Genomic DNA, 22711 nt, shown 5'->3' with positions numbered 1-22711 from the left:
CCGGACGAGCGTGCGGCGATCGCCGAGATGCACCGCGTGCTGCGGCCTGGTGGGAAGCTGTTGTTGCTCGACCACGTCGGCAGCCAGCACCGTGTCGTCCACTTTGTGCAGTCGCTGCTGGAGAAGCTGAGTGTGCGGATGTGCGGCGACTACCAGACCCGGCGGCCGTTGCCGTTGGTGGAGCAGGCCGGTTTCGTGGTGCAGCGGCAGGAACGGCTCAAGCTCGGCATGGTCGAGCGGGTGGCCGCGGTCAAGGCCTGAGCCGCTGTTTCAGCAGTGCTTGTTCGGCGGGGTTGGCGGTCAGCTCCAACGCGCGCTGATCTGCCTCGCGTGCCTCGTCGTCACGGCCGAGGTCGCGGAGTAGTTCGGCGCGTGTGGCGTGGTAGAGGTGGTAGCGGTCCAGGCCGAGGGAATCCAGTTCGGCCAACGCTTTCTCCGCGCCGGAGACGTACCGCAGCGCGATCGTCCGGTGTAGCCGGGTCACGGGGGACGGCGCGAGGCACAGCAGCATGTCGTAGAGGATCACGATCTGTGGCCAGTCGGTGTCCTCCCAGGACTTCGCCTCCGCGTGGCACGCGACGATCGCCGCCTGGAGTTGATACGGGCCTGGTCGGCGATGGTGGGCAGCGCGGGTCAGCAACTCCACGGCCTCGCCGATCATCTGCTGGTCCCACCGTGACCGGTCCTGATCCTGAAGCTGCACGAGGTTGCCTTCGGGGGAGAAGCGGGCCGCCGTGCGGGCGCGGTGCAGTCGGATCAGGGCGAGCAGGCCGGCGATCTCGGGTTCGCGCGGCATCAGCCCGTGCAGCAACGAGGCGAGCCAGTCAGCGTCGGCTACGAGGTCGTGTGACTGCACGCGGTCCGCGCTGCTGGACAGGTAGCCCTCGTTGAACATCAGGTAGACCACGTGCAGCACCTGAGCAAGCCGCTCGCCGAGCTCCTCCGGTGCGGGAATCCGGTAGGGGATGCCCGCGTCGGTGATCTTGCGCTTGGCGCGGGTCAACCGTTGCGCCACCGTGGTTTCCGGCACGAGGAACGCGCGGGCGATCTGCGCGGTGGTCAGCCCGCACACCACGCGCAGCGTCAGCGCGATCTGTGCCTCGCGGGACAACGCGGGGTGGCAGCAGGTGAAGATCAGCCGCAGCCGGTCGTCCGGTTCGGGCTGCACGGGCCACTGCAGCTGGGCGAGCTTCTCGCGGTAGCGGGCCTGGCGGCGCAGCACGTCCAGTCCGCGGTTCTTGGCCACCGTGAACAGCCACGCGTCCGGCCGATCGGGGACACCTTCGACCGGCCAGCGCCGCAAGGCGGTTTCCACGGCGTCGGCGACGAGGTCTTCGGCGGCGGAGAAGTCGCCCAGCAGTGACACCAGGGATGCGGCCAGCCGGCCCGCGTGCTCACGCACCACGCGGGCCAGCACGTCGTCCGGTGAGGTCACATCAGGACCGGTCGGATTTCTACCAACGGGCAGGCGGGCCAGGTTCTGGCCATGCGCAGAGCCTCGTCGAGGTCGGCGACCTCGACTTCGACGTAGCCGCTGACCACTTCCTTGCCTTCGATGAACGGGCCGTCGGTGATGATCGGCTCGCCGTCCTCCAGCCGCACGGTGGTCGCGGTCTCCGGTCCGGCGAGCTTGCGGTTGTGTGTGATCTTGTCCGCGTGCTCGGCCATCCACTGCCCGACCTTGGCGAAGCCCGCGTCGCGCTCGGACTGGTCCATCGCCTCCCAGTCCTTCTCCCACTGCTCGGTCTCGCAGAACATCAGCACGTACTTCATGCTCGACACCTCCTGACCAGAAGACGACCGGCACCGAGCCTGCCACGACATCGACCGCGAGGAACTTCGATCAGCCCTGCGGGACAGCGCGACGGCCGGCGTCGAGGTTGCGCAGTGCGGCGCTGACGGCCGCGGCGGCGGTGATCTCGAAGATCTCGTCCTCGCTGAGACCGGCGGCCTTGAGATCGGCGATGTCGGTGTCGGTTACCAGGTACGACGAGTCGCGGACCTTCGCGGCATACGACGCCCACGGTGCGTCCGCTGGTTCACCGCTCGCCGCAGCGAGCCGTGTGGCCGGGTCCGTCTTGGCGGGGGAGTCGAACACCGTCGTGCGCAGGTTGCCGGCCAGTCGGTCGTGCCGATCACCGGTCTTGGCGCCGTTTGTCGGGCCGGTGAGGAAACCGGGGAAGCGGTAGCCGAAGCGGTGCAGCGACTTCGTGCCCTTGAGGAGCTGCTCATCGGAGTCGAGCTGGAAGCCGAACGCGTTGGCCAACCGGTTGACGACGTTCCAGACGAGGTTGACGTGCAGCGCGTCGAGAACCGCCTCGCGCCCCACACCCTGCGGGACGTCGGCCGCGCTCACGTCACCCGGTGTGGTGGTGACTTTCTCCAGCAGCGCCAGCACCGTGGTGAGCTCGGGACGCGCCGAGCCGGGATCGGCCGCGTCGATCTCACCGTGCGAGGCGATCCTGGTCATCTCGGTGTGGCTTTCGATGCAGAACGGGCACTGCAGGAGCTGGGCGGTGAACATCGCCATGTACTCGCGTTCACCGGCGGTCCAGAACGACGGGCCGCGCATCATCTCGGCGGACAGGTCGAGCAGTGGCGCGCCGAGGAACTCCGGCCGGTACAGCAACGTCTTCGGCACGTCGGACATCGGCACCCGCGAGGTCAGCTCTGCGAAGGAGAAGAACAGCCGGACGCGCAGCCGGTGCCCGTGGTCCAGCACGTCGAGTCGGATCACACACCTCCGCCAGATCGGTCATCCCGTCCAGTAGAAGACGATCGAACCCCACCAGAACTCGACACGCCCGGTCAGAAAATCAGACCCTGAGCCGGGGACGGACGACGACCAGCGGCACGAGAGCGAGCGCGATGATGCCGCCCGCGAACGACAAGGCGGGGTAGCTGCTGCTCGCGACGACGAAACCGGAGGCCATGCCACCGGTCGCACCGGCTACGGCGATGGCCATGTCGATGCGGCCCTGCACGGTGGCGCGGGTTTCGAGCGGCACGGCGTCGGTGATGAGCGCGGTACCACTGACCAGCCCGAGGTTCCAGCCCAGCCCGAGCAGTCCGAGCGCGAGGGTGAGCAGCGGAGTCGACTCGGCAGGGGCGAACCCGGCGACCAGGCCGGCCGCGAGCAGGGTGATGCCGGAGGCGGCGATCACGGGCAGCCTGCCGATCCGGTCCACGAGCCAGCCGCTGAGCGGTGAGGGCAGGAACATGCCGGCCACGTGGACGGCGATGACGAACCCGGTGGCCGCGAGTCCGTGACCGTGCAGGCGCATGTGCACCGGGGTCATGGTCATGATCGCGATCATCACCAGCTGGATGATCACCATGGTGGTCGTGCCGATCAGCAGCAGCCGCGCGTCGCCGCGAGAGTCGCGGCTGGCCACGGGGATCGCGGGCAGGGACCTCGCGGTGAGAAGTGGATCGGGTCGCAGCAGTACCCACAGCACGATGGCGGCCGCGGCGTAGGCGAAGACCGCGAGGATGAACGGTCCGGCGAGCGCCGGGACGTGCCAGCTCGTGGCCAGGTCGCCGGTCGCCGTGACGAGGTTGGGGCCGAGCACCGCGCCGAGCGTGGTGGCGACGAGCACCGTGCTCACCGCGCGTCCTCGGCGTTGCGGGGCAGCGAGGTCGGCGCCGGCGTAGCGGGCCTGGAGGTTGGTCGCGCTGCCCGCACCGTAGACGAACAACGCGACGAACAGCAGCACGGCGTTGTCGGTGGCGGCGGCGATGACGACGCCGAGCGCACCCACGGCGCCGGTGAGGTAGCCGCCGGCGAGACCGGCGCGTCTGCCGCGCAGACCGGAGACGCGGGCGATCAGCAGAGCTGCGAGGGCGGAGCCGATGGTGAACAGTGCCGCGGGTAAGCCTGCCGCGCTGGTGGCGCCGAGCATGTCCTGGGCGAGCAGCGCTCCGACGGTGATGCCCGCGGCAAGTCCGGCGCCGCTGAGGATCTGGGCTGCGACGAGCACCGTCAGGATGCGTCTTTGGGCAGGGTGACGCGTGATCAGGGTGTTCACAGTGTCCATTCCTCAGACCGCGACGGGGAGTTCGGCGAGGCGCCACTCGAGCATGCCGTCGGCAAGGCGCCGGGCGGTTCGTCCCTGCGCGGTGAGCAAGCGAACGGCGTCGTGGGAGAGCACGCAGTAGGCGCCGCGGCAGTAGGCCACGACCTCCTGGTCGGCCGGGAGCTCGGCCAGCCGGTCCGCCAGTTCGTCCAGTGGAACGGACACGGCGCCGGGGATGTGCCCGGCGGCGTACTCCTCGGCGGGCCGCACGTCGATCACCGTCGCGCGTCCCGACCGGACGCGTTCGAGGAGCTCGTCGCGGCTGACGGCGTCGGTGTCGTCGCCGAGGTAGGCCTCGCGTGCGGTGCGGACGTCGGGCAGCCGGTCGTCTGCGACGGTGCGCAGCAGTGCGAACAACGCGGCGACGTCGTCTCCTGCCAGCCGGTAGAAGATCTTCGTGCCTTCGCGGCGGGTGACCACGAGGTTGGCCTGCTTGAGGGTCTGCAGATGCGCAGACGCGGTCGTCAGCCCCAGCTCCGCCGACTTCGCGAGCGCGTCGACCGTGCGCTCGCCCTGAGCGATCAGGTCGAGCAGTTCCAGTCGCTTGCCGCTCGCGAGGGCCTTGCCGACCCGAGCGAACTGGTCGAACAACGCGTTCTTGGCATCCCGGTCACCCATGGTTCTCCAATCATCCTTGGAATAGTGTAGAACACTGGATGTGGAAGGAGACGATGACCATGGCTGAGGTGCTTGCGCTTGTCGACGAGGGTCTGGGGAACTCCGCGTATCTGGTCGATCTGGGCGACGGCCGGGCGCTGGTGGTCGATGTCAGCCTCGATCTGAGGGAAGTCGGCCGCACGGCGCGGCGACGGGGGCTGAGCGTGGCATTCGCCGCCGACACGCACCTGCACGCCGACTTCCTGTCCGGGGCTCGTCAGCTGTCCGCGACCGAGGACACCCGCGTGCTCGCCTCCGCGGCCGGGCACCGCGAGTTCGCGCACAACGGGCTGCGCGACGGCGACGAAGTCGACCTCGGCGGCTTACGCCTGCGGGCGTTGGGGACCCCCGGCCACACCGACGAGCACCTGTCTTTCCTGCTGCTCGACGGCGACCGTCCGCTCGGAGTGTTCACCGGTGGCTCGCTGATCGTGGGCGCCGCCGCCCGCACCGACCTCGTCTCACCCGACCGGACCGAAGAGCTCGCTCGCGCTCAGTACGCGTCGCTGCGCCGGCTTGCCGAGCTGCCCGACGACGTGGCCGTCTGGCCCACGCACGGCGCCGGATCCTTCTGCTCCGCCCCGCCTGGCGCGGACCGCACCAGCACGATCGGCCGGGAGAAGGCAACGAACCCGTTGCTGCGCGCGGCTGACGAGGACGCCTTCGTGAAGGAGCTGCTCGGCTCGCTGGGCAGCTATCCGCCGTATTTCCGCCGGCTCGGCGAGATCAACCGCCAGGGCGTTCTGGTGGGAACGCCTGAGCTACCGCCGCTGGAGGTTGGTGCGGTGCGGCGGCTTCTGGCCGACGGCGCGCGGTTGATCGACGTCCGGTCGGTCGAGGAGTTCGCCGCCGGGCACGTGCCTGGCGCGCTGTCGATTCCGCTGCGGCCGGTGTTCGCATCGTGGCTCGGCTGGCTGGCACCGCACGACCAGCCGCTGGTGGTGGTGCGCGGCGCCGACCAGGACCCCGCGGAGATCGCCTGGCAGGCAGCCAAGATCGGCTACCTCGACCTCGCAGGCGAACTCGCCGGCGGGATGGATGCATGGACTGCCGCGGAACTTCCCACGGCCACAACCAGGTTGGTGGGCCCGGATCAGGTGAGCGGACCGGTGCTGGACATTCGGCAGGAACCCGAGTTCGCCTCCGGACACCTGCCGGGCGCGCAGCACGTCGAACTCGGCGACCTGCCCAGCCGCGTTGACGAGGTGCCGCAAGAGCCGCTCGTGGTCATGTGTGGACACGGCGAACGTGCCATGGGCGCAGCCAGCCTCCTCGAACAAGCGGGACACCGCGACGTCGCCGTACTCACCGGCGGACCTCAGGACTGGGCCGACGCGACCGGCGGACGGCTGGAGAGCGGCCGGTGAGCCTCCAACTCGGCCTGCGCGCCAACCTCGCCCAGTTCAGCCTGCTCGTTGCGGTCAACGCGCTGGTCGGCGGTGTGCTCGGGCAGGAACGCGCGGTGCTGCCGCTGCTGGCCAAGGACGAGTTCGGTCTGACCGGCTACACGTTCTTGCTCACCTACGTGGTCGCCTTCGGTCTGACCAAGGCCGCCACCAACTACTTCGCGGGCACCTGGTCCGATCGCTTCGGACGACGCCCGGTGCTGCTGGCCGGCTGGCTGGCCGCGATCCCCGTGCCGCTGATGCTGATCTGGGCGCCGTCGTGGGGCTGGGTGGTCGCGGCGAACGTGCTGCTCGGCGTCAACCAGGGCCTGACCTGGTCGACCACCGTCATCATGAAGATCGACCTGGCCGGGCCGTCCCGCCGCGGCGTCGCGATGGGCCTCAACGAAGCCGCCGGCTACATCGCCGTCGCAGTCACCGCGCTCGCCACCGGATACCTCGCCGCACGGTACGGATTGCGCCCGGCACCGTTCCTGCTCGGACTGTCCTATGTGGTCCTCGGGATCGGATTGACCGTGTTCGCCGTGCGGGAGACCCGAGAACACGCGCGGCTTGAAGCGACACAGCACCCTGTTGCCGCTGAGGGCATGCCGAGCGACCGGGAGATCTTCACCCGCACGAGCCTGCGGGAGCCCGCGCTGTCGGCGGCGAGCCAGGCCGGGATGGTGAACAACCTCAACGACGGACTGGCGTGGGGCCTGTTCCCGATCCTGTTCGCCACCGCCGGCCTGTCGGTCGCCAAGATCGGAATCCTCGCCGCGGTCTACCCGGCCGTGTGGGGTCTGGGGCAGCTAGTCACCGGTCCGCTGTCGGATCGCTGGGGCCGCAAACACCTGATCACCGCCGGGATGCTGATCCAGGCCGCCGCGCTGGCACTCGTGGCGGTCGCGGACACCTTCACGGTGTGGCTGGCCGCGGCCGTGCTGCTGGGCGCGGGCACCGCCATGGTGTATCCGACCTTGCTGGCGACGATCGGCGACGTCGCGCACCCGGCGTGGCGCGCGCGAGCCGTCGGCGTCTACCGGCTCTGGCGCGACGGCGGCTTCGCCGTGGGCGCCCTGCTCGGCGGCATCGTCGCCGACCTCTGGGGCCTGCGCGCCGCGGTGTGGGTGGTCGCCGCACTCACCGCGCTGTCCGGAATCGTGGTCGCCGTACGCATGTACGAAACCCACTCCAACAGGAAGGTCAGCGCGTGACCGTCCCACGTGGACTTCTCGACGGACCGATCTACCTCGACTACAACGCCACCACACCGATCGACCCCGCGGTGACAGAGTCGATGCTGCCGTACCTGACCGCGGAGTTCGGCAATCCGTCCAGCACCCACCACTACGGCCGAGAGTCCCGCATCGCACTCGATCACGCCCGTGATCAGGTCGCCGCGCTCCTAGGTGTCGAGGCCGAGCGCATCGTGTTCACCGGGTCCGGCTCCGAGGCAGACAACCTCGCCATCCGCGGCACCGTGCTGGCCTCCGGCGTGGTCCGGCCGCACGTGATCACCCAGCCCACCGAGCATCCCGCCGTGCTGCAGGCGTGCGAGGCGTTGCGCCGCTTGCACAACGCGGAGGTGACGTTCCTGCCCGTCGACAGCGACGGTCTGGTCGACCCGGCCGATCTCGCGGCGGCGATCACTCCACGCACCGTGCTGGTGTCCGTCATGGCGGCGAACAACGAAACCGGTGCTCTGCAACCGATCGACGATCTGGCCCGCGTTTCCCGTGAGTACGGTGTGGTGTTCCACACCGACGCCGCCCAGGCGATCGGCAAGATCCCGTTCGACGCGACCGAGCTCGACCTCGTGACAGTTGTGGGGCACAAGATGTACGCCCCCAAGGGAATCGGTGCCTTGTGCGTCTGGCCCGGTGTGCCGCTGGAACCGCTGGTGTACGGCGGCGGCCAGGAACACGGCCTGCGGGCGGGCACCGAGAACGTCGCCCTCGCCGTCGCACTCGGCACCGCCGCCGAACTCGCCGCGAAAGACCTTGCCTCGAACGGCCACGCCCGCATCCGCGAGCTGCGCGACCGTCTGCACCACCAGCTCACCACCGCACTGCCCGGCCGAGTCCACCTCAACGGCCCCGACACGGCCCGGCTGCCCAACACCCTCAACATCAGCATCGACGGCATCGCCGGACACGAACTACTCGACGCCACAACGGCAATCGCCGCCTCCACCGGCTCGGCCTGCCACAGCGGCAACCACCAGCCATCCCCGGTGCTCACCGCCATGGGCACCTCTGCTGATCGAGGCCTGGGCGCACTGCGGTTGTCGCTGGGCCGCTGGACCACCACCGAAGAGGTCGACCAAGCCGCACGCCACATCGCCGCCGCGGCCAACCAGCGCCGGCACGACACGGTTGGCGGTGCCTGAATCTCGCTTCCGCGGTGAGTGACAATCGTGGGGTGAAGACCCGCTTCGACGAGGCCGACTACCAGCTGCTGTGGCCGCGTGCCCTGTTCGTCGAGGAGTCGTCCAGGCTGCTCAACAAGCGTGACCTCGACGACTGGAACCAGCGCTGTGAGCTGCTGCTGGAGGACGCGTTCGTCGGCGGGATGAGCGGTGGACCGCTGAGCGAGTTCCAGGAGATCGCGGTCGAGCACCCGTGGGACACGGAGCCGCAGAAGGCAGTGCCGTCGAAGCTGACCTCGAAGCAGCGGTTCCTGCGCGACCTGATGCAGAACGCCGAGCTGCTGCGAGAGGACGCCTCGCACCGCAAGCCCTACTGGTCACAGCGGAAGAACGGAATGCGTGCGGAGCTCGCACGACAGGGCGTGGTCGTACGCGGCTTCGTGGAGCTGGTCGAGGAGCTGGAGCGCAAGGGGTACTTCGAGAAACGCTTCGGGAAAGACTGCGTTGACGACCGCTACAACGGGTTGATCCCTCCTCGGTGATCGAGCGCGCGATCGGGGCCGGTGACCTGTGGCCGTTGAAGGCTGATCAGCTGCGCGACGACCTCGACCTGTTCTGCGACGTGGTCGAGGTGCTGCACGACCTCGTCGCCCGGCCGGCGGACCGCACCTTCCACTCGTACAGCGGATGCGGCTGGCACCACAGCGACTTCTCCATCGAGGCCGGCAGGAGCGTCTACCGGTGGCAGGTCAACAAGTTGCTGGCCCAGAGCGATCTGGGCCTGCGGCTGGCCGAGGAGGGCGAGGACATCGGCCGCATGGTCACGGTGACCGCGGACGCCCGCCACGAGCTGGTCGACGCGCTCGTGGCGACCGAGGGGGAGACCGGTGACCAGATCCGGCACGCCGTGGCTCTGTTTCGAGCGCGGGGTGCGGACCGCCACCAGAAGCGGTCGGCGGTGGTCACCCTCGCCCGCATCCTGGAGGGCCGACGCGACCTCCTGCAGACCAAGCTGCTGCGCAAGGACGAGGGCGCGCTGTTCATGATCGCGAACCAGTTCGACCTGCGGCACCAGAACGAGGCGCAGAAGTCCGACTACGACGAGGCGTTCCTCGACTGGGTGTTCTGGTGGTACATGGCGACCATCGAGCTGACTGACCGGCTGGCCTCCCGCGACGACTGATATCGCTATAGCGGAGGGCCTGGCGTCAGCCGCGAGCGATCCAGTAAATGGTCACCTCCGCGGTCAAGTCCAGTATCCGCTTTGAATCCCGTGTTCCAGGCGGCTGCGGCCCTCGGCCGCCAACTCCCCGAGGCTGCGAGGGCCGGGTGTCTCGCGCTGTAGTGGTCCTGTCGTCGGTCGGTCTACCGACGCCGCGGCCGGTGTGGTGGAGGCACGCTCTGGAACGCCTCTGGCCCTCTCAGGCCTAGCCGGTTACCAAGTGCGTCGAGGGATGGATCGTGCCCAGGCAGTCGGTTGTCGTAGAAGGTGCTCAACAGCTCGCCGGTGCGATGGTCGTAGAGCAGTGCGAACGCCCGATCGAGCTGGAGCTGGTGCTTCAGATACTCCTGCGTGAGAGGCGACTGCGGTGCCCAACAGCCCGCCCCATTCGGCGGGGCAAGCCAGAACCGAACCGCTCCAGACGTCTGGGATGTCCGTGATCGGAGTGAAGTTGCTTGTGTCGTCCTCTTCGAGGAACTCAAGGAAGTCGTGCCACTCCGTGGGGTTGCCGCTTTGGTACTGCCACAGAGGCTCCGGATTCTGCCGGAGCCGCGAGCTTGTGTCGCGCGACCAAACAAGCCCTGGAAGAAAGTCGCTGTGCGACGCCTCCGGGGATCAGAAAGAAATCGCCTGTCACGTGTCCCCGGAGACGCGTCCTCTCGGAGTTAAGGGATGTCGGCGTCGCTTCACCTCGCGGTGAGCGTTTCCCATCCAGCAAGGGGGCATCGTGTCACAGCCCGATCCAACCCAGACGTGTTCATCTTCTTCAGCCCCTGTGGCCGCCGAGCCCTGTCATGACGGGACATGGGGTGGTCGTGACGGCGCCCGGCCGTCAGCGGGTGATCAAGCGGCCGAAATTGCCCCGATCCTGTTCACCCCTGCCCAAGCTGCGGCGTTGTTGCAGGTGCGGGAGTCCTGGCTGCGGCGTCGCGTGGCGCGCAGGGCGGTGCCGTGCACCTTCCTCGGCAAGCACCTGCGCTTCTCCTCCGAGGACCTTCAGCAGATCGCCTCCGGTGCTGCGCGGCCGGCGGCGACCGGCCGTGGTTCGTCGGTCCGGCGGAGTCGCAGGCGGAGCGTCAAAACGAGCCGCCGTAAGAAAGGCGCTAGCGCCTTTGGGGGCGGAGAACACATTTATTTGCCCTTTTCGTCGAAACGAGCGTTCATCTGGGCGTGTCGATTCCGGCACGTTCGGCAGTCTTCGAAAAGGGAGAAGTAATGGCTTGGGTTGAGCAACATGGATGCGACTGGCGCGTCCGCTATCGGCTTGACGACGGAACGGTCTATTCGGAGAACGGGTACCCGACTGAGGCGGCAGCCGAGGAGCGCGCGCTGGACGTGGAGTCCGACCAGCGGCGGAAGCGGTTCGCCGATCCACGGCTGGCGAAGACCACGATCGACGAGTGGATCCGGAAGTGGGCGGACGCGCACGGCGTGACCGCGATGACGTGGTCGACCTACGACTCGCATCTGTGCGACCACATCCTGCCGTTCTGGTCTGGTACCGGGCTCGGTGACATCGAGCGGATCAAGGTGAAGGGCTGGGTGAACAAGACCCTGCGGTCGAAGCTCGCGGACAAGAGCGCGAAGGACGTGCTCGTGTTGTTCTCTCAGATCATCGGCGAGGCGGTCGACGAAGGGCTGATCGGTTCGAACCCGTGCCGGAAGTTGCGGATCACCTTCGCTGCTTCGCCGAGCGGCCTCACGCCAGCACCGACGAGGTGGACGCGTTGGCGGGCAGGATGCATCCCGACGACGGGTTGCTGACGATCACCGCCGCGTACACCGGTTTGCGCTGGGGTGAGCTGGCCGGGCTGCAGTGGATCAGGACCTACTTGGATTCGGACCCGCGCATCGCGGTGGATCCGGAGTTCGGTGCGCTGCACGAGGTTCGTGGGCAGGAGCTTGTTCTCGGCCCGCCGAAGACCCCGGCGAGCGTGCGCGACGTTCACCTGCCGCCGTTCCTCGTGAACGAGTTGCTCGCCCATCACGAGCGCAACCCCGACTCGAGGTTCGTGTTCCCCGGTGCGCGGGGTGCGTTGCGGCGGCGATCGAACTTCCGACAGCGCGTCTGGTTGCCAGCTCTCGCTGGCAACGAAGCTCTCGGCTGGGTGCCGCTCAAGCAGGGGATGCACTTTCACGATCTGCGGCACACGCACGAGACGTGGCTCATCGAGGACGGCGTGCCGCACGTGCTGCGACTCGAACGGCTGGGACACAAGCGCAAGGAGGTCCACGACCGTTATTCGCATGTGACGGACGCCATGATCAGCCGGATGCTGGAGCAGTTGCAGCGTCGTTGGGAGGAGGACGGCGGGTGGTCCTGGATCATGGAAGGTCGAGACGAAGCGGTGTGAACACTTAGGTATCGCAAAATGTGTTCAGGAGCCCGTGCTCCCAATTTGCTCCCAATGCATCGCAAACGGCCCGCCGATGAAATCATCGACAGGCCGTCTGACTAGGTAAAACACACTGTGGGCGATACTGGGATCGAACCAGTGACCTCTTCGGTGTGAACGAAGCGCTCTCCCGCTGAGCTAAACGCCCGTGTTCTGTTGTTGTGCTGTACCGCTCTCGCGGTGTGGCCATAGCCTACAACATCATCAACGAGAACCAAAAATCGGGCTCTGCAACCAGCTCCACTCGAGGCCGAACCAGCCGCCTACCAGCGCGAACACGTTGAGGAAGTAGCAGGTTACGAGGACGATGGCGCAGACGCCCGCCATCACCATGCCGCGGACCCAGGACGGCTGGCGCTTGAGCCAGGCGACCCAGCGGTCGTAGTAGCGCTTCGCGAACTTGAGGACTCGGCCTGCCCACTCGAACTCCGTGGCGAGGATGGCTAGGCCCGCGAAGACCACGAGCCAGCCCGGGCCTGGGTACGGGATCATGATGATGCCCGCGATCAGGACCAGGCCGCCGATCACGCCCACGCCGATTCGGTAGGCCAGGTTCAGTGCCGGGTTCCGGTGGAACCAGTGGCGCCAGCCCTTGTGCTCTTCGGGCTTCACGTCGGGCTTCGTCATGTGTCGATCATCCTGTTGGGATTCAGGCGGGTGCAACCTGGCCTCCCGCTAGCACTTCCGAGGGTTTCGGCGGTGCTTGGCGGCCTGGTTCGAGCGACACCGCGAAGGTCGTGTGCTTGTGCGCGTCGGAGGACCAGGCCAGCAGTTGCGGGTCGGTCGAACCGGCTCGTACGTCGAACACCGCCAACGGTACCGGCGCTTTGGTGCTTGCGCCCCAAACTACGTAAACGTGACCCGAGTCGTTCGGCTTGAGGTTGCTCGGCAGCACGGCGGCCGAGGTCGGGTTCGAGAGGACTACGGCCACCTCCTTGCCTGAGCTCGTGCGCAGGACCGCCCTGTTCGTGGCCGGGTCGGCGGCCAGGGAGAGGGCCTTGTTCAGGTCGTTGGTGCGGGCCTCGGAGGCCGTTACCTGGTTCGAGAGCTGGTTCACGCGCACGCCGAGGTAGCCGGCGCCTGCCAGTACGGCCAACGCTGCCGCGGCGGCCAGCAGGACGCGGCCGGTGCGGCGGCGGTGTTGCGGGCGCAGTGGGATCGGTGCCGCGTGGCGCGGGGTGTGCTGGGCGGCGGGCACTTCCTGGGGGATGTGCTCGATCTGTTCCATCAGCTTCGCGCGCAGGCGGGGTGGTGGTTGTTCCTCGGGGACCGCGCCGCCGATGCCCGCCAGCACCTCCTGCGTCGCCTGCACGGTGCGCTGGCACGTGTCGCAGGTCTGCACGTGGTCGCGGGCCACTGCTTCCTCGTCTGGCTCCAAGGAGTGCAACGCCCAGCCGACGGCGAGCTCCTCGTGAGCGCACAGGTCGCCGTTCACCGGTGAACTCCTGTCGTCTCGCCGGTCTCGCCGGCCCACAAGTTCCCCAACGTGCCTCTCAGACGTCTGATCGCCGCGAACGTGCGCGATTTCACAGTCCCCAGCGGGACGCCTGTCAGCTTTGCCACCTCGCACTGCGTGTAGCCGCCGAGATAGGCGAGCGCTATTACTTGGCGCTGTTCTTCCGGCAGTGTGTGCAGGGCCGCTCTGACCTCGGCGCTCACCACGCTGACCAACGCTGCGTGGTCGGAGCCTTCGGCAGGAGGGGAGATGTCGTCGGTGAGGGGAACAGTCCGACGACGCTGGGTGTTCTCTTTACGTACGGCGTCCACCGCGCGGTGGTGCACCAAAGTCATCAACCAGGTGCCGAAACTGCCGCGGGCGGGGTCGAACCTGGCGGGGTGCCGCCAGAGCGCGAGGAAGGCTTCCTGGACGACGTCCTCGGCCAGTTCCGGGTCCACGCAGATGCGCCTGGCCAGCGAATATGCTGGTGTGCCGTACCTGTCGTACAGCTCACCGAACGCCGACCGATCGCCCTGTGCGAGTCTTTGCACGAGCTCGAAATCGGTCGGCCGGCCGTCGCTCGACGCAACGGTTGGGCCGGGCGAGTCAGCCACCAGAGATGTCCTCACGTCCAACATTCGCGCAACAGCCGGTACCGGGTTCAGGTTAGACCCAGCAAGATAGGGGTCGCTGAACGCCGGCTGACGAGCGAGGAGGCCACGGAGCGCGTGCAAACGGTCGCGTTACGGAGTCAGACTGACCCGATGGGGTGATCTGCACCCGATTCGCGAGCGTTCCTCGCCACATGCACGTCACAACTAAGGTGCTCGGTCGTTTCATTGACCGGGAAGGGAGAAGAGGGTAACGACGATGCGCAACGATCACGTGACGCTCCGCTCGACAGCGGTCTTCGACCTGCTGGCACCGAGGACCCCTGCGGTCCCGGTTCAGGTGGAGCTTCGATACGACACGAAGGACCCGTACGCGGTCGTCGCCGCGTTCCGGACCGGCCGCGCCGGTTGGGTCGAGTGGGTGTACGCCCGCGACCTGCTCGCAGACGGACTCATCGCCGACGCCGGCGACGGTGACGTCCGGATCCGCCCCGCCGCCGATGACCCCGAGGTCGTCGTGATCGAGCTGAGCTCGCCTTCCGGGCACGCCATGTTCGAGGCGTCCGCCCAGGAACTCGCCGACTTCCTCGATCGGACCTATGACGTCGTCGTGCCGGGCAACGAGCACCTCTGGGTCAACGTCGACGAGGCGCTCACGCACCTCATCTCGAACGACCTGAGCTGAATAACCCGAGGTAGGGGGTCCGCGATGGCGAAGCGGGCACCCCGGTGAAACTCGCTTGAACCCCTCGTATAAGCTTCGTTTCAACATCATGAAGTCAGTGGTGTACGCGGATGTAGCGCAGTTGGTAGCGCATCACCTTGCCAAGGTGAGGGTCGCGAGTTCGAGTCTCGTCATCCGCTCTGTGGTTCCACGGTGTCTTGCCGTGGGGTCATGCTCCTGGCGGAGTGGCCGAGTGGCTTAGGCAAGGGCCTGCAAAGCCCTGTACACGGGTTCGATTCCCGTCTCCGCCTCGGACGATTAGCTCAGCGGGAGAGCACTACCTTGACACGGTAGGGGTCACAGGTTCAATCCCTGTATCGTCCATTCTGGATAGACAGTGGGGCCAGGTGCACAGCGCACCTGGCCCCACTGTCGTTCACGGCCTGCCGGCGGGCCTGTCACCCTGAAGATCAGCCGATTTGGAGCTTCGGGGGACCGTCGGATAAAGTTCCTCTCGCACCACGGGAAACCGGGGCGCACGCGGATGTAGCGCAGTTGGTAGCGCATCACCTTGCCAAGGTGAGGGTCGCGAGTTCGAGTCTCGTCATCCGCTCGGACGATTAGCTCAGCGGGAGAGCACTACCTTGACACGGTAGGGGTCACAGGTTCAATCCCTGTATCGTCCACTCATCACAGGAGCCCTCGATCGAACATGATCGAGGGCTTCCTGCTGTTCACGGCAACGCCGCGTCCGCCCACTTTTTGTCCAATTATTGGTCAGAAGGGCTGAAAATGCCCACTTTTTTGTCTTTTATTGCGGCATAGTCGCATCTACTGTTGGTCGCTGTGTCCGGCTATCAGTTCGATTTCTTCATCAGCTACAGCCGCCAGGGCAGTGTGCAGAAATGGCTGCTGAACCACTTCTACAACAAACTCGTCGAGTGTCTCGCCGACGAGTGCGCGCCCACGCCCAGGGTCTACATGGACCGGTTCATGCCGAAGGCGGTGGAGTGGTCGCACAACCTGGAGACCTCGCTGCGGCGCAGCAAGATCATGATCCAGGTCATGACGCCGCACTACTTCACGTCCGGCTGGTGCATGGCGGAGCTCTACAGCATGCGGGCGCGGGAGAACATGCTCGGCTTCGCGAGCACCCAGATCCCCCAGGGCCTGATCTACCCGATCCTCTACTCGGATTCGGAGAACTTCCCGATGGAGGAACGGATGCGCAAATGGCACGACTTCAAGGAATACGCGCATCCCGATCCGGTCTACCAGCAGACCGTCCATTACTTCCAGTTCCACAAAGAGGTGAAGCAGCTGGCGCGCGATCTGGTCGAACTGGCGGACCAGGTTCCCGACTGGCGACCCGACTGGCCGATCGTCGAGCGTCCTGACCCGATCGTCACTCCGCGACCGCCCTTACCGAGGTTCAAGCCATGTCCGGAACCGTGATCACGTTCTACTCCTACAAAGGCGGCGTCGGGCGCAGCTTCACCTTGGCCAACACGGCGGTGTTGCTCGCACGCTGGGGTTACCGGGTGCTCGCCATCGATTGGGACCTGGAGGCACCGGGTCTTCATCTCTACTTCCGCCCGCACCTTTCCCAGATGCCCGACAGCGGCGTGGTCGATCTCGCATACGACTTCATCAGAAAGGTCGAAGCGCCCGAACCGCACACGGTGCGGGTCGACGTCGAGGGCGGCGTGCTCGACCTGATGGCCGCCGGCAAGGTCGTGGGCAACAAGCTCGACGCCTCCTACACGTACCGGATGCAGCAGATCGACTGGTCGGACCTCTACGAGCAGGGGTTCGCCGCGTTCCTGGAAGACCGCCGCGACGAGTGGACCGCCAAGTACGACTTCGTGCTGATCGACAGCCGGACCGGTGTCTCCGACATCGCCGGCATCTGCACCGCGCAGCTGCCGGACCGGCTGGTGGTGGTGTTCACCGCCAACGAGCAGAACCTCAACGAGGTGGTGGACATCGCCCACCTCGCGGACATGGCGAGGGACCGGCTGCCCTACGACCGGCCGCGCCACCAGGTGATGCCGGTGCTGTCCCGGCTCGACAACCGGATGGAGTACCAGCGGGCAGAGGAGTGGCAGCAGAAATGCGTCGGGGTCGTCGCCCCCTTGTTCGGTAACTGGCTGGTCAAGGGCGTCACCCCGGAACAGATGGTGCGGCACCTGACGGTTCCGTACATCTCCTACTGGAGCTTCGGCGAACTGCTCCCCGTGATGGACGAGCGTCCTCCGTCACCGGACCAGATCTCCTTCGCGCTCGAGACCGTCGCCGCGGTCATAGCGCACCAGTTCGATCGGACCGACCTGCTGGCCGACAACCGTGACGCCTATGTCGCGGGCGCTCGCTCGCGGCGGCGCCAGTTCGACTGGGACCTCCTCGTGTCCAGCCCGCGGACGCTGTGGCGCACGGGAACGGAACTGATCACCGAGCTGCGGCTGCTGGGGCTGACGGCGGACAGGTCGGTGTCGGGCGATCCCGAGTTCCTCGACCAGACCGGTGACCCCGCCGAGCATCTCTGCCTCGTGGTCGACGGCGAGCTGAGCCGGTGGCAGCTGACCGAGGCGGAACGGTTCGTGCGGCGCACGCTCCGCCCCGACGGTGCCCAGCGGCAGATGTTCTGCCTGCTGACCCGCGGCACGGACCGCGAGCGGCTGCCCGGCTTCCTGCGCAACCTGAGGCACCTCGAGTTCGACCCGGCCTCGCGTCCTGTCCGGGTGGCACGGGAGCTGCACGACCTCATCCGAGCGACGCCGGCCCCCGAGACCGAACCGGACCTCGAAGCGCTGCGCGGTGCGGAGGCGGCTCTGCGGGAGCTGCCCGAACTGCTGCCGTACGCGGGCAGGTTCGCACTCATCGACGAGACGGTGCTCGGCATGACCTCAGCGCTCGACGACGGGGACATGGACCTGCTGCGCGACCGATCGGCCGACCTTCTGCTGCTCAGCAAGTCCCACCGCGACGGGGCCGGGATCGAGGTGCCGGCGCGACTACGTGCCGAGGTGGGTGACCTGCTCACCCGGATCGATCGACGAATCAACGCGTTGACGAACTGAAAGGCGGCGTGATGCCGGAGACGTACGGCCCTCAAGCACGGGCGGCACTGATGCAGCTGATGCTGGAAGACCGCGCCATCGAGCACAAGGAGATGGCCGACCGGTTCAAGATCAAGCTGCCGCCCAAGGAGCGCGGTCCACTGAACGACGACGAGTTGATGGCGACCTCGAAAGAGGGCCGCAGGCTGGTGCACGAGATCACCGACAAAGGTGTCGAGTGGTGCATGAACGACCTCGTGGGCGGCGAGCCGCCGTCGCCGTCGGGCCCGTTGGCGCGGGCACACGCCGAGATGCTCCGCCGTGTCATCGGGTTCCTCCACCGGCGTGGCCTGCTCTCCGAGGCGGTTCGTTCGGGCGACCTGGAGTCGTTGATCCGCGCTGCCTACGCCGATCTGGCCACCGCGCCGGAGGACTGGATCCGCCTGGCCCGGGTCCGTCCCCGGTTGAACGGCGCCGGCAAGAACGAGGTGGACGACGTGCTGCTGGAGATGATGAAGACAGGGACCGTCCACCTGGCACCGGACTCGAACACCAAGATGCTCACCGCGGAAGACCGTGCCTCGGCGGTTCGGATCGGTGGTGAGGACCTGCACCTCATCGCGATCGAGGAGTCGTCATGACCGCCCAGCTGCGGGAAGCGCTGGCGGCACTGCGCTTCAACTCCGCCGAGACGCCCGACGACGTCTGGCAGACCCCGCCGTCCCACGTCGACGGTCTGCACCCGAGGGCGGAGCACCGCATCAGGACCGGTATCGCGGATGCCAAGGCCAGCAACGGTCCCAGCCCCATCGGGCTCGCGTTGCAGGGACGCAAGGGTATCGGGAAGACCCACCTGCTCGGCTCGGTGCGCCGCATGGTGCAGCGGGAAGGCGGGTACTTCTTCCTGATCGAGCTCACGTCCGGTCAGATGTTCTGGGACGACGTCGCCGACGCGATGCGCAGCGAGCTGCTCAGGACGAACGACGATGGCGAGTTCCAGCTGACGGTGTTGCTGAAGCAGTTGTGCCGACAGGCGAACGCCTCGGAGGAGATCACTCGGGCGGTCCTCGGCGAGGCTCCGCTGATTCCGGACGACCTCCGCGCGTTGCTCAACGGCTTGCGCCAGGTGGACGGCCGGATCGCGGTCGAATGCGGCGACACGGTCAAAGCGCTCGTGTTGTACGCCTCCGAGCATGCGGACGTCGGTCGTGCCTACCTGGAAGGACTGGACGAGTCGCAGGACGAACGTCGTCACTGGGGCCTGCCGGTCAAGCCGAAGCGCCCGCAGACGCTCGTGCGGGACATCTCCCGGATCCTCGCCATGACGGGTCCGTGCGTGGTCGCCGTCGACCAGCTGGACACGCTCGTCAACAAGAGCCAGGAAGCCTTCGACGAGGAGACGACCAACAGCGAGCTGGCTCAGGAGATCGCACTCATCTCCGACGGGCTGATGCAGCTCCGTGAGACCACGAGGCGAACGCTGACGGTCGTGGCGTGCCTGCCCAACACCTGGGTGAGGCTCGGGTCGATCGCGAGCGACACCGTGGGCGACCGCTTCACGACGACCCCGATCCTCGTCGCCATCACGGATGCCGGGATCGCCCGCGTGCTCGTGGAGAAGTGGCTGGGCACCATCTACCAGCGCAAGGGAATCACGCCACCGCACCCGACGTGGCCAGTGGCTCCCGAGGCGTTCGGCTCCTGGCAGCCGATGACTCCACGAGAGCTGCTCAAGCGCATCCACGCGCACGCGGAAAGCTGTTTCCACGGCGACATCAGGGAACTGCGCTCGTTCGACGAACAGCCTCCTCAGCAGCAGCCGGCCCAGAAGACGGCCCAGAAGCCCGATCAGACTTCCGTCACGCCCCCAGAGCAGGAGCCCGACGACCTGGCCGAGCTCGACGCCGAGTTCGAGAGACTGCGCGCGCTGGCCAGCCTGGCGGCCTCGGACGTCAAGCCGCACAACGAGGACGAGGTCATGCCGGCGTTGCTGCTGGCCGGTCTGAAGTCGTGGGTCACCGAGATCGGCAACGACGACCTCACCTGGCATCCGGAACCTCAGGCCGACGACAACAGCCTGCACGCGGGGCTGCGCCACACCGTGGACGAGGAGAAGGACGTCGAGGAGCGCTGGGTGTTCCGGCTCATCGCCAGCAGCCACGGCAACCGCGTGCTGCGCAGGTTGAGGGACGCCCGTGCCGCGGCGGCGAACGTCCGGGGCCGCCACCTGATCCTGATCCGCAACGGCTCCAAGGGGTGGACCGGCGCCAAGACCCGGGGTGAGGTCGCGGAGTTCGAACGCGCCGGCGGCAGGAGCATCGACGTCTCCGACGACGACCTGCGGACCTTCGGTGCGCTCAAGGAGATGTGGTCGACGCAGAGCTATCAGCTGTTCGCGTGGCTGGCCGCACGCAAACCCGCCAGCAGCACCACGTTCCTGCGGCAGATCATGCCTGCTCCGGGGCGGACCGCCGCGAGGAGCGGGCACCAGGAGACACGTCCTCCGCCGCGGTCCGAGGTGACGAAGTCCCAGTCGCAGCGAGCACCGCAGGAGCAGGGCGAGGGCGCGATCGTGCTCGGGATGGACGGGGAGATCCGGATCGAGCTGGAGTCGTTGCGCAAGCACGCGATCGTGTTCGCCGGGTCCGGTAGCGGCAAGACGGTGCTGTTGCGCCGGATCGTCGAAGAGTGTGCGCTGCAAGGGGTTTCGGCGATCGTGCTGGACCCCAACAACGACCTGGCGCGGCTGGGCGATGCCTGGCCGGAGGTGCCGGGGGAGTGGCGGGCAGGGGACGAGGCTCGGGCCGCCGCGTACCTCGCCGGTACCGAGGTCGTCGTGTGGACGCCCGGACGGTCCGGTGGGCGGCCGTTGAGTTTTCATCCCCTGCCCGATTTCGCACTGGTGCGCGGGGACGAGGACGAGTTCGGGGCGGCGGTCGAGGCTGCTGTGGCCCGGCTGTTGCCTCATGCGCGGATTGCGAACGGGACGAAGTTCGCTGTTCGGGGGCGGGCTGTGCTCAAGGAGGCCTTGCGGTACTACGCGCGTGACGACAGGCGGGATCTGAACGGGTTCGTGGACCTGCTGGCGGAGTTGCCGGAGGGTGTCAGCAAGTTGCACTCCGCGGCGGCCACGGCGGCTGATCTCGCGGAGACGTTGCGGGCCGCGATGGTCAACGATCCTCTGCTGGCCGGGCAGGGGGAGCCCACGGATCCCGGTGTGCTGCTCGAGCCGGCTCTGGGCAAGAAGGCGCGGATCTCCGTGATCAGCTTCGTCGGGTTGCCGTCCGACGAGCAGCGGCAGGGGTTCATCAGCCAGTTGCAGCTGGAGGTGTTCGCCTGGATCAAGCGGAACCCCGCGGCCGACCGGCCGCTCGGCGGGCTGATGGTCATGGACGAGGCGCAGACGATCGCGCCGTCCGGTCAGGCGACGGCCAGCACGCAGACGACGATCCTGCTGGCGTCGCAGGCCCGTAAGTACGGGCTGGGGTTGTTGCTTGCCACCCAGGCGCCGAAGGGTGTGCACAACCAGGTCACCGGTAACGCGACCACGCAGTTCTTCGGGCGGTTGAACAGTCCGGCGCAGATCGCCGCGGCCACGGACATGGCGCGGGCCAAGGGGAGTTCGATCGCGGACATCTCCCGGCTGGAGCGGGGGCAGTTCTACGTCACGGGCGACACGTTCGGGTTCAGGCGGATGCGGGCGCCGTTGTGTCTGAGTCATCACCCGCCGAGCCCGTTGCGGCTCGAGGAAGTGGTCGAGCGAGCCGGCAGGCAGTGAGAAAGGGCGGTGTCCCCCACGGGGGCACCGCCCTTTTCGCGTCACGAGGCCAGCATGTCCTCGATCCGCTGGTGCAGCGTCGAGAGCAGCTCGGTGGTGCCGCCCAGGACGACGAAGTTCACGGTGTCGTCGCGGACCTCCACCGCGTACACGGTGTCGCCCGCACGTTCGACGCGGACGGCGATCGTGGTGTCGCCGAGGTGCAGGGTGCCGGTGAGATCGCGCTTGGCGCCGGCAGCGAACTGTTCGGCCAGGGAACGCAGAGGGCTGGTGGTGGCGGGCTGTTCGGTCTCGGCCGTGGTCGCCATCTCGGCGACGGACACCCGTTCCCTGCCAGCGGTCTCGGCCGCCTCCACCCGGCTGACGAGCGCGTCCACCAGTCCGTCGTCCGTGCGCAGGAACGACGACGGCGCGGGGGCGTCACCTGTCAGCACCGGCAGCACGTGCTCGTCACCGTTCACCGCCAGTTCGTCCACACTGGACACGAACGGCACGAAGAAGCGCACGCGGGCCTCGGGCAGGTCGTTGTCCTCCAGCACGGTCAGGCCGCGTTGCCGGCACGCCTCGACCACCTCGCCGACCACGGCGCGCTGCTCTTCGGCGAACGACACGGCGATGTCGTAGGTCGCGGATTCGGTCACTCCAACCTCCTCGGGTGATGGCCGCACGTCGGCCGGGTGCGCGCAGCATCCAGGTCGCGTGTTGACCAGAAGTGGATGAGGAGTGGACGTGTTGACCACCTCGGTGGGCAACGGGAAACACCTGTTATCGCGAATTCCGAAGATGAATCCTCGAAGTAGCCCGCAGAACGGCGGGCGAAATCCCGAAATCAATTGCGATTTCCTTCGGAGGATTCGTCATGTCCAAAATCGTGTCCACTTTCGTCGCCGGTGCCGCCACCCTGGTGACCGCGCTCGCCGTCGCCGCCGTCGTTTCCGGTGGCGGCACGGCGAACGCGGACGACAACCCGCCGCCGCCTCCCACCACCACGACCACCACCACGGAAACCCAGGACGGCGGCGGCAACCCGTGGCACGGATGACATAGCAGCAAA

The 22711-nt window shown here is 67.4% G+C and carries 23 protein-coding genes, 6 tRNA genes and 1 pseudogene; 20 read left to right on the top strand and 10 right to left on the bottom strand.

All coding sequences use genetic code 11. From position 1 onward, the window contains the following. A pseudogene (locus BLR21_RS34800) lies at nucleotides 1-261 on the top strand (class I SAM-dependent methyltransferase); the annotation flags it as partial. Here BLR21_RS34800 and BLR21_RS34795 read toward each other — a convergent pair. The 5 genes from BLR21_RS34795 to BLR21_RS34775 form a co-directional block, all read right to left on the bottom strand. After that, nucleotides 251-1435: an RNA polymerase sigma factor gene (locus BLR21_RS34795; RefSeq protein ID WP_090013060.1), complete on the bottom strand. Its 1185-nt coding sequence runs from the start codon at nucleotides 1433-1435 to the stop codon at nucleotides 251-253. The pseudogene BLR21_RS34800 and the gene BLR21_RS34795 sit on opposite strands and share 11 nt — an antisense overlap. Further along, nucleotides 1432-1773, bottom strand: coding sequence for a YciI family protein (locus BLR21_RS34790; protein ID WP_090013118.1), 342 nt, complete (start codon nucleotides 1771-1773; stop codon nucleotides 1432-1434). Before BLR21_RS34790 ends, BLR21_RS34795 begins: the two co-directional genes overlap by 4 nt. A 70-nt stretch (nucleotides 1774-1843) precedes the next feature. Next, on the bottom strand, nucleotides 1844-2737 hold the full coding sequence (locus BLR21_RS34785; protein WP_256335129.1) for a carboxymuconolactone decarboxylase family protein: 894 nt from the start codon (nucleotides 2735-2737) through the stop codon (nucleotides 1844-1846). A gap of 79 nt (nucleotides 2738-2816) precedes the next feature. Next, nucleotides 2817-4028: an MFS transporter gene (locus BLR21_RS34780; protein WP_256335128.1), complete on the bottom strand. Its 1212-nt coding sequence runs from the start codon at nucleotides 4026-4028 to the stop codon at nucleotides 2817-2819. A gap of 12 nt (nucleotides 4029-4040) precedes the next feature. Continuing rightward, on the bottom strand, nucleotides 4041-4694 hold the full coding sequence (locus BLR21_RS34775) for an ArsR/SmtB family transcription factor (protein WP_090013058.1): 654 nt from the start codon (nucleotides 4692-4694) through the stop codon (nucleotides 4041-4043). A gap of 59 nt (nucleotides 4695-4753) precedes the next feature. On the opposite strand from BLR21_RS34775, the gene BLR21_RS34770 reads away from it, so the two are divergent. From BLR21_RS34770 to BLR21_RS34740, 8 genes are all read left to right on the top strand, one after another. Continuing rightward, nucleotides 4754-6100 (top strand): MBL fold metallo-hydrolase, encoded by a 1347-nt coding sequence (locus BLR21_RS34770; protein WP_256335127.1) that lies wholly within the window; start codon nucleotides 4754-4756, stop codon nucleotides 6098-6100. Further along, on the top strand, nucleotides 6097-7335 hold the full coding sequence (locus BLR21_RS34765; RefSeq protein ID WP_090013056.1) for an MFS transporter: 1239 nt from the start codon (nucleotides 6097-6099) through the stop codon (nucleotides 7333-7335). Before BLR21_RS34770 ends, BLR21_RS34765 begins: the two co-directional genes overlap by 4 nt. Then, a complete protein-coding gene (locus BLR21_RS34760; protein ID WP_090013053.1) occupies nucleotides 7332-8510 on the top strand; it encodes a cysteine desulfurase family protein in 1179 nt (392 codons plus the stop codon). Before BLR21_RS34765 ends, BLR21_RS34760 begins: the two co-directional genes overlap by 4 nt. Before the next feature lie 32 nt (nucleotides 8511-8542). Then, nucleotides 8543-9031: a hypothetical protein gene (locus BLR21_RS44175; protein WP_256335126.1), complete on the top strand. Its 489-nt coding sequence runs from the start codon at nucleotides 8543-8545 to the stop codon at nucleotides 9029-9031. Further along, nucleotides 9028-9672: a hypothetical protein gene (locus BLR21_RS44170; RefSeq protein ID WP_256335125.1), complete on the top strand. Its 645-nt coding sequence runs from the start codon at nucleotides 9028-9030 to the stop codon at nucleotides 9670-9672. Before BLR21_RS44175 ends, BLR21_RS44170 begins: the two co-directional genes overlap by 4 nt. Nucleotides 9673-10438: 766 nt before the next feature. After that, nucleotides 10439-10927: a helix-turn-helix domain-containing protein gene (locus BLR21_RS44770; protein ID WP_420843930.1), complete on the top strand. Its 489-nt coding sequence runs from the start codon at nucleotides 10439-10441 to the stop codon at nucleotides 10925-10927. After that, the gene (locus tag BLR21_RS34745; RefSeq protein ID WP_090013051.1) at nucleotides 10927-11475 is read left to right on the top strand and encodes a hypothetical protein; all 549 of its coding nucleotides are present in this window, start codon (nucleotides 10927-10929) and stop codon (nucleotides 11473-11475) included. Before BLR21_RS44770 ends, BLR21_RS34745 begins: the two co-directional genes overlap by 1 nt. Beyond that, nucleotides 11439-12065 carry a tyrosine-type recombinase/integrase gene (locus tag BLR21_RS34740; protein ID WP_143028018.1) on the top strand — a complete coding sequence of 209 codons (627 nt, stop codon included), beginning with the start codon at nucleotides 11439-11441 and terminating at the stop codon, nucleotides 12063-12065. Before BLR21_RS34745 ends, BLR21_RS34740 begins: the two co-directional genes overlap by 37 nt. 118 nt (nucleotides 12066-12183) lie before the next feature. Here BLR21_RS34740 and BLR21_RS34735 read toward each other — a convergent pair. The 4 genes from BLR21_RS34735 to BLR21_RS34720 form a co-directional block, all read right to left on the bottom strand. Then, a tRNA-Val gene (locus BLR21_RS34735) sits at nucleotides 12184-12255 on the bottom strand. A gap of 56 nt (nucleotides 12256-12311) precedes the next feature. Next, nucleotides 12312-12734 carry a TIGR02611 family protein gene (locus tag BLR21_RS34730; RefSeq protein WP_090013045.1) on the bottom strand — a complete coding sequence of 141 codons (423 nt, stop codon included), beginning with the start codon at nucleotides 12732-12734 and terminating at the stop codon, nucleotides 12312-12314. Nucleotides 12735-12756: 22 nt separating this feature from the next. Then, nucleotides 12757-13542, bottom strand: a complete 786-nt coding sequence (locus BLR21_RS34725) for an anti-sigma factor (protein ID WP_090013042.1) — start codon at nucleotides 13540-13542, stop codon at nucleotides 12757-12759. Then, nucleotides 13539-14159, bottom strand: a complete 621-nt coding sequence (locus BLR21_RS34720; protein WP_308203479.1) for an RNA polymerase sigma factor — start codon at nucleotides 14157-14159, stop codon at nucleotides 13539-13541. Before BLR21_RS34720 ends, BLR21_RS34725 begins: the two co-directional genes overlap by 4 nt. 256 nt (nucleotides 14160-14415) lie before the next feature. On the opposite strand from BLR21_RS34720, the gene BLR21_RS34715 reads away from it, so the two are divergent. The 10 genes from BLR21_RS34715 (at nucleotide 14416) to BLR21_RS34670 (ending at nucleotide 21657) form a co-directional block, all read left to right on the top strand. Then, complete coding sequence (locus BLR21_RS34715) at nucleotides 14416-14841, top strand: SsgA family sporulation/cell division regulator (protein WP_030477975.1); 426 nt, start codon at nucleotides 14416-14418, stop codon at nucleotides 14839-14841. Nucleotides 14842-14947: 106 nt separating this feature from the next. Then, a tRNA-Gly gene (locus tag BLR21_RS34710) sits at nucleotides 14948-15020 on the top strand. Nucleotides 15021-15059: 39 nt separating this feature from the next. Next, nucleotides 15060-15131 (top strand) — tRNA-Cys (locus tag BLR21_RS34705). Nucleotide 15132: 1 nt separating this feature from the next. Beyond that, nucleotides 15133-15204: transfer RNA gene (locus tag BLR21_RS34700), tRNA-Val, on the top strand. Nucleotides 15205-15360: 156 nt separating this feature from the next. After that, nucleotides 15361-15433, top strand: a tRNA-Gly gene (locus BLR21_RS34695). Between the two features lies 1 nt (nucleotide 15434). Continuing rightward, nucleotides 15435-15506: transfer RNA gene (locus tag BLR21_RS34690), tRNA-Val, on the top strand. A gap of 160 nt (nucleotides 15507-15666) precedes the next feature. Further along, nucleotides 15667-16275: a TIR domain-containing protein gene (locus BLR21_RS34685; protein WP_090013037.1), complete on the top strand. Its 609-nt coding sequence runs from the start codon at nucleotides 15667-15669 to the stop codon at nucleotides 16273-16275. Beyond that, the gene (locus tag BLR21_RS34680) at nucleotides 16260-17900 is read left to right on the top strand and encodes a KGGVGR-motif variant AAA ATPase (protein WP_090013034.1); all 1641 of its coding nucleotides are present in this window, start codon (nucleotides 16260-16262) and stop codon (nucleotides 17898-17900) included. Before BLR21_RS34685 ends, BLR21_RS34680 begins: the two co-directional genes overlap by 16 nt. Before the next feature lie 11 nt (nucleotides 17901-17911). Continuing rightward, nucleotides 17912-18520, top strand: coding sequence for a hypothetical protein (locus BLR21_RS34675; RefSeq protein WP_090013106.1), 609 nt, complete (start codon nucleotides 17912-17914; stop codon nucleotides 18518-18520). After that, the gene (locus BLR21_RS34670; RefSeq protein WP_090013032.1) at nucleotides 18517-21657 is read left to right on the top strand and encodes an ATP-binding protein; all 3141 of its coding nucleotides are present in this window, start codon (nucleotides 18517-18519) and stop codon (nucleotides 21655-21657) included. Before BLR21_RS34675 ends, BLR21_RS34670 begins: the two co-directional genes overlap by 4 nt. Before the next feature lie 41 nt (nucleotides 21658-21698). Here BLR21_RS34670 and BLR21_RS34665 read toward each other — a convergent pair whose 3' ends face one another. Beyond that, a complete protein-coding gene (locus BLR21_RS34665; protein WP_090013030.1) occupies nucleotides 21699-22298 on the bottom strand; it encodes a hypothetical protein in 600 nt (199 codons plus the stop codon). A gap of 218 nt (nucleotides 22299-22516) precedes the next feature. On the opposite strand from BLR21_RS34665, the gene BLR21_RS34660 reads away from it, so the two are divergent. After that, nucleotides 22517-22699, top strand: coding sequence for a hypothetical protein (locus BLR21_RS34660; RefSeq protein WP_090013027.1), 183 nt, complete (start codon nucleotides 22517-22519; stop codon nucleotides 22697-22699). Nucleotides 22700-22711 lie beyond the last annotated feature (12 nt).

Origin of the sequence: Lentzea albidocapillata subsp. violacea, from assembly GCF_900100275.1 — a bacterium.
In the GTDB taxonomy this organism is placed as follows: Bacteria; Actinomycetota; Actinomycetes; order Mycobacteriales; family Pseudonocardiaceae; genus Lentzea; species Lentzea violacea.
Note: the sequence above shows the minus strand (reverse complement) of the source record. Positions and strands in the feature narration are given on the sequence as shown.

Excerpts from the sequence above, each read along its gene's own strand:
- BLR21_RS34680 (WP_090013034.1), top strand. The coding sequence starts at position 16,260 with ATGTCCGGAACCGTGATCACGTTCTACTCCTACAAAGGCGGCGTCGGG.
- BLR21_RS34670 (WP_090013032.1), top strand. The coding sequence starts at position 18,517 with ATGACCGCCCAGCTGCGGGAAGCGCTGGCGGCACTGCGCTTCAACTCC.
- BLR21_RS34745 (WP_090013051.1), top strand. The coding sequence starts at position 10,927 with ATGGCTTGGGTTGAGCAACATGGATGCGACTGGCGCGTCCGCTATCGG.
- BLR21_RS34730 (WP_090013045.1), bottom strand. The coding sequence starts at position 12,734 with ATGACGAAGCCCGACGTGAAGCCCGAAGAGCACAAGGGCTGGCGCCAC.
- BLR21_RS34675 (WP_090013106.1), top strand. The coding sequence starts at position 17,912 with ATGCCGGAGACGTACGGCCCTCAAGCACGGGCGGCACTGATGCAGCTG.
- BLR21_RS34770 (WP_256335127.1), top strand. The coding sequence starts at position 4,754 with ATGGCTGAGGTGCTTGCGCTTGTCGACGAGGGTCTGGGGAACTCCGCG.
- BLR21_RS34790 (WP_090013118.1), bottom strand. The coding sequence starts at position 1,773 with ATGAAGTACGTGCTGATGTTCTGCGAGACCGAGCAGTGGGAGAAGGAC.
- BLR21_RS34715 (WP_030477975.1), top strand. The coding sequence starts at position 14,416 with ATGCGCAACGATCACGTGACGCTCCGCTCGACAGCGGTCTTCGACCTG.
- BLR21_RS34660 (WP_090013027.1), top strand. The coding sequence starts at position 22,517 with ATGTCCAAAATCGTGTCCACTTTCGTCGCCGGTGCCGCCACCCTGGTG.
- BLR21_RS34775 (WP_090013058.1), bottom strand. The coding sequence starts at position 4,694 with ATGGGTGACCGGGATGCCAAGAACGCGTTGTTCGACCAGTTCGCTCGG.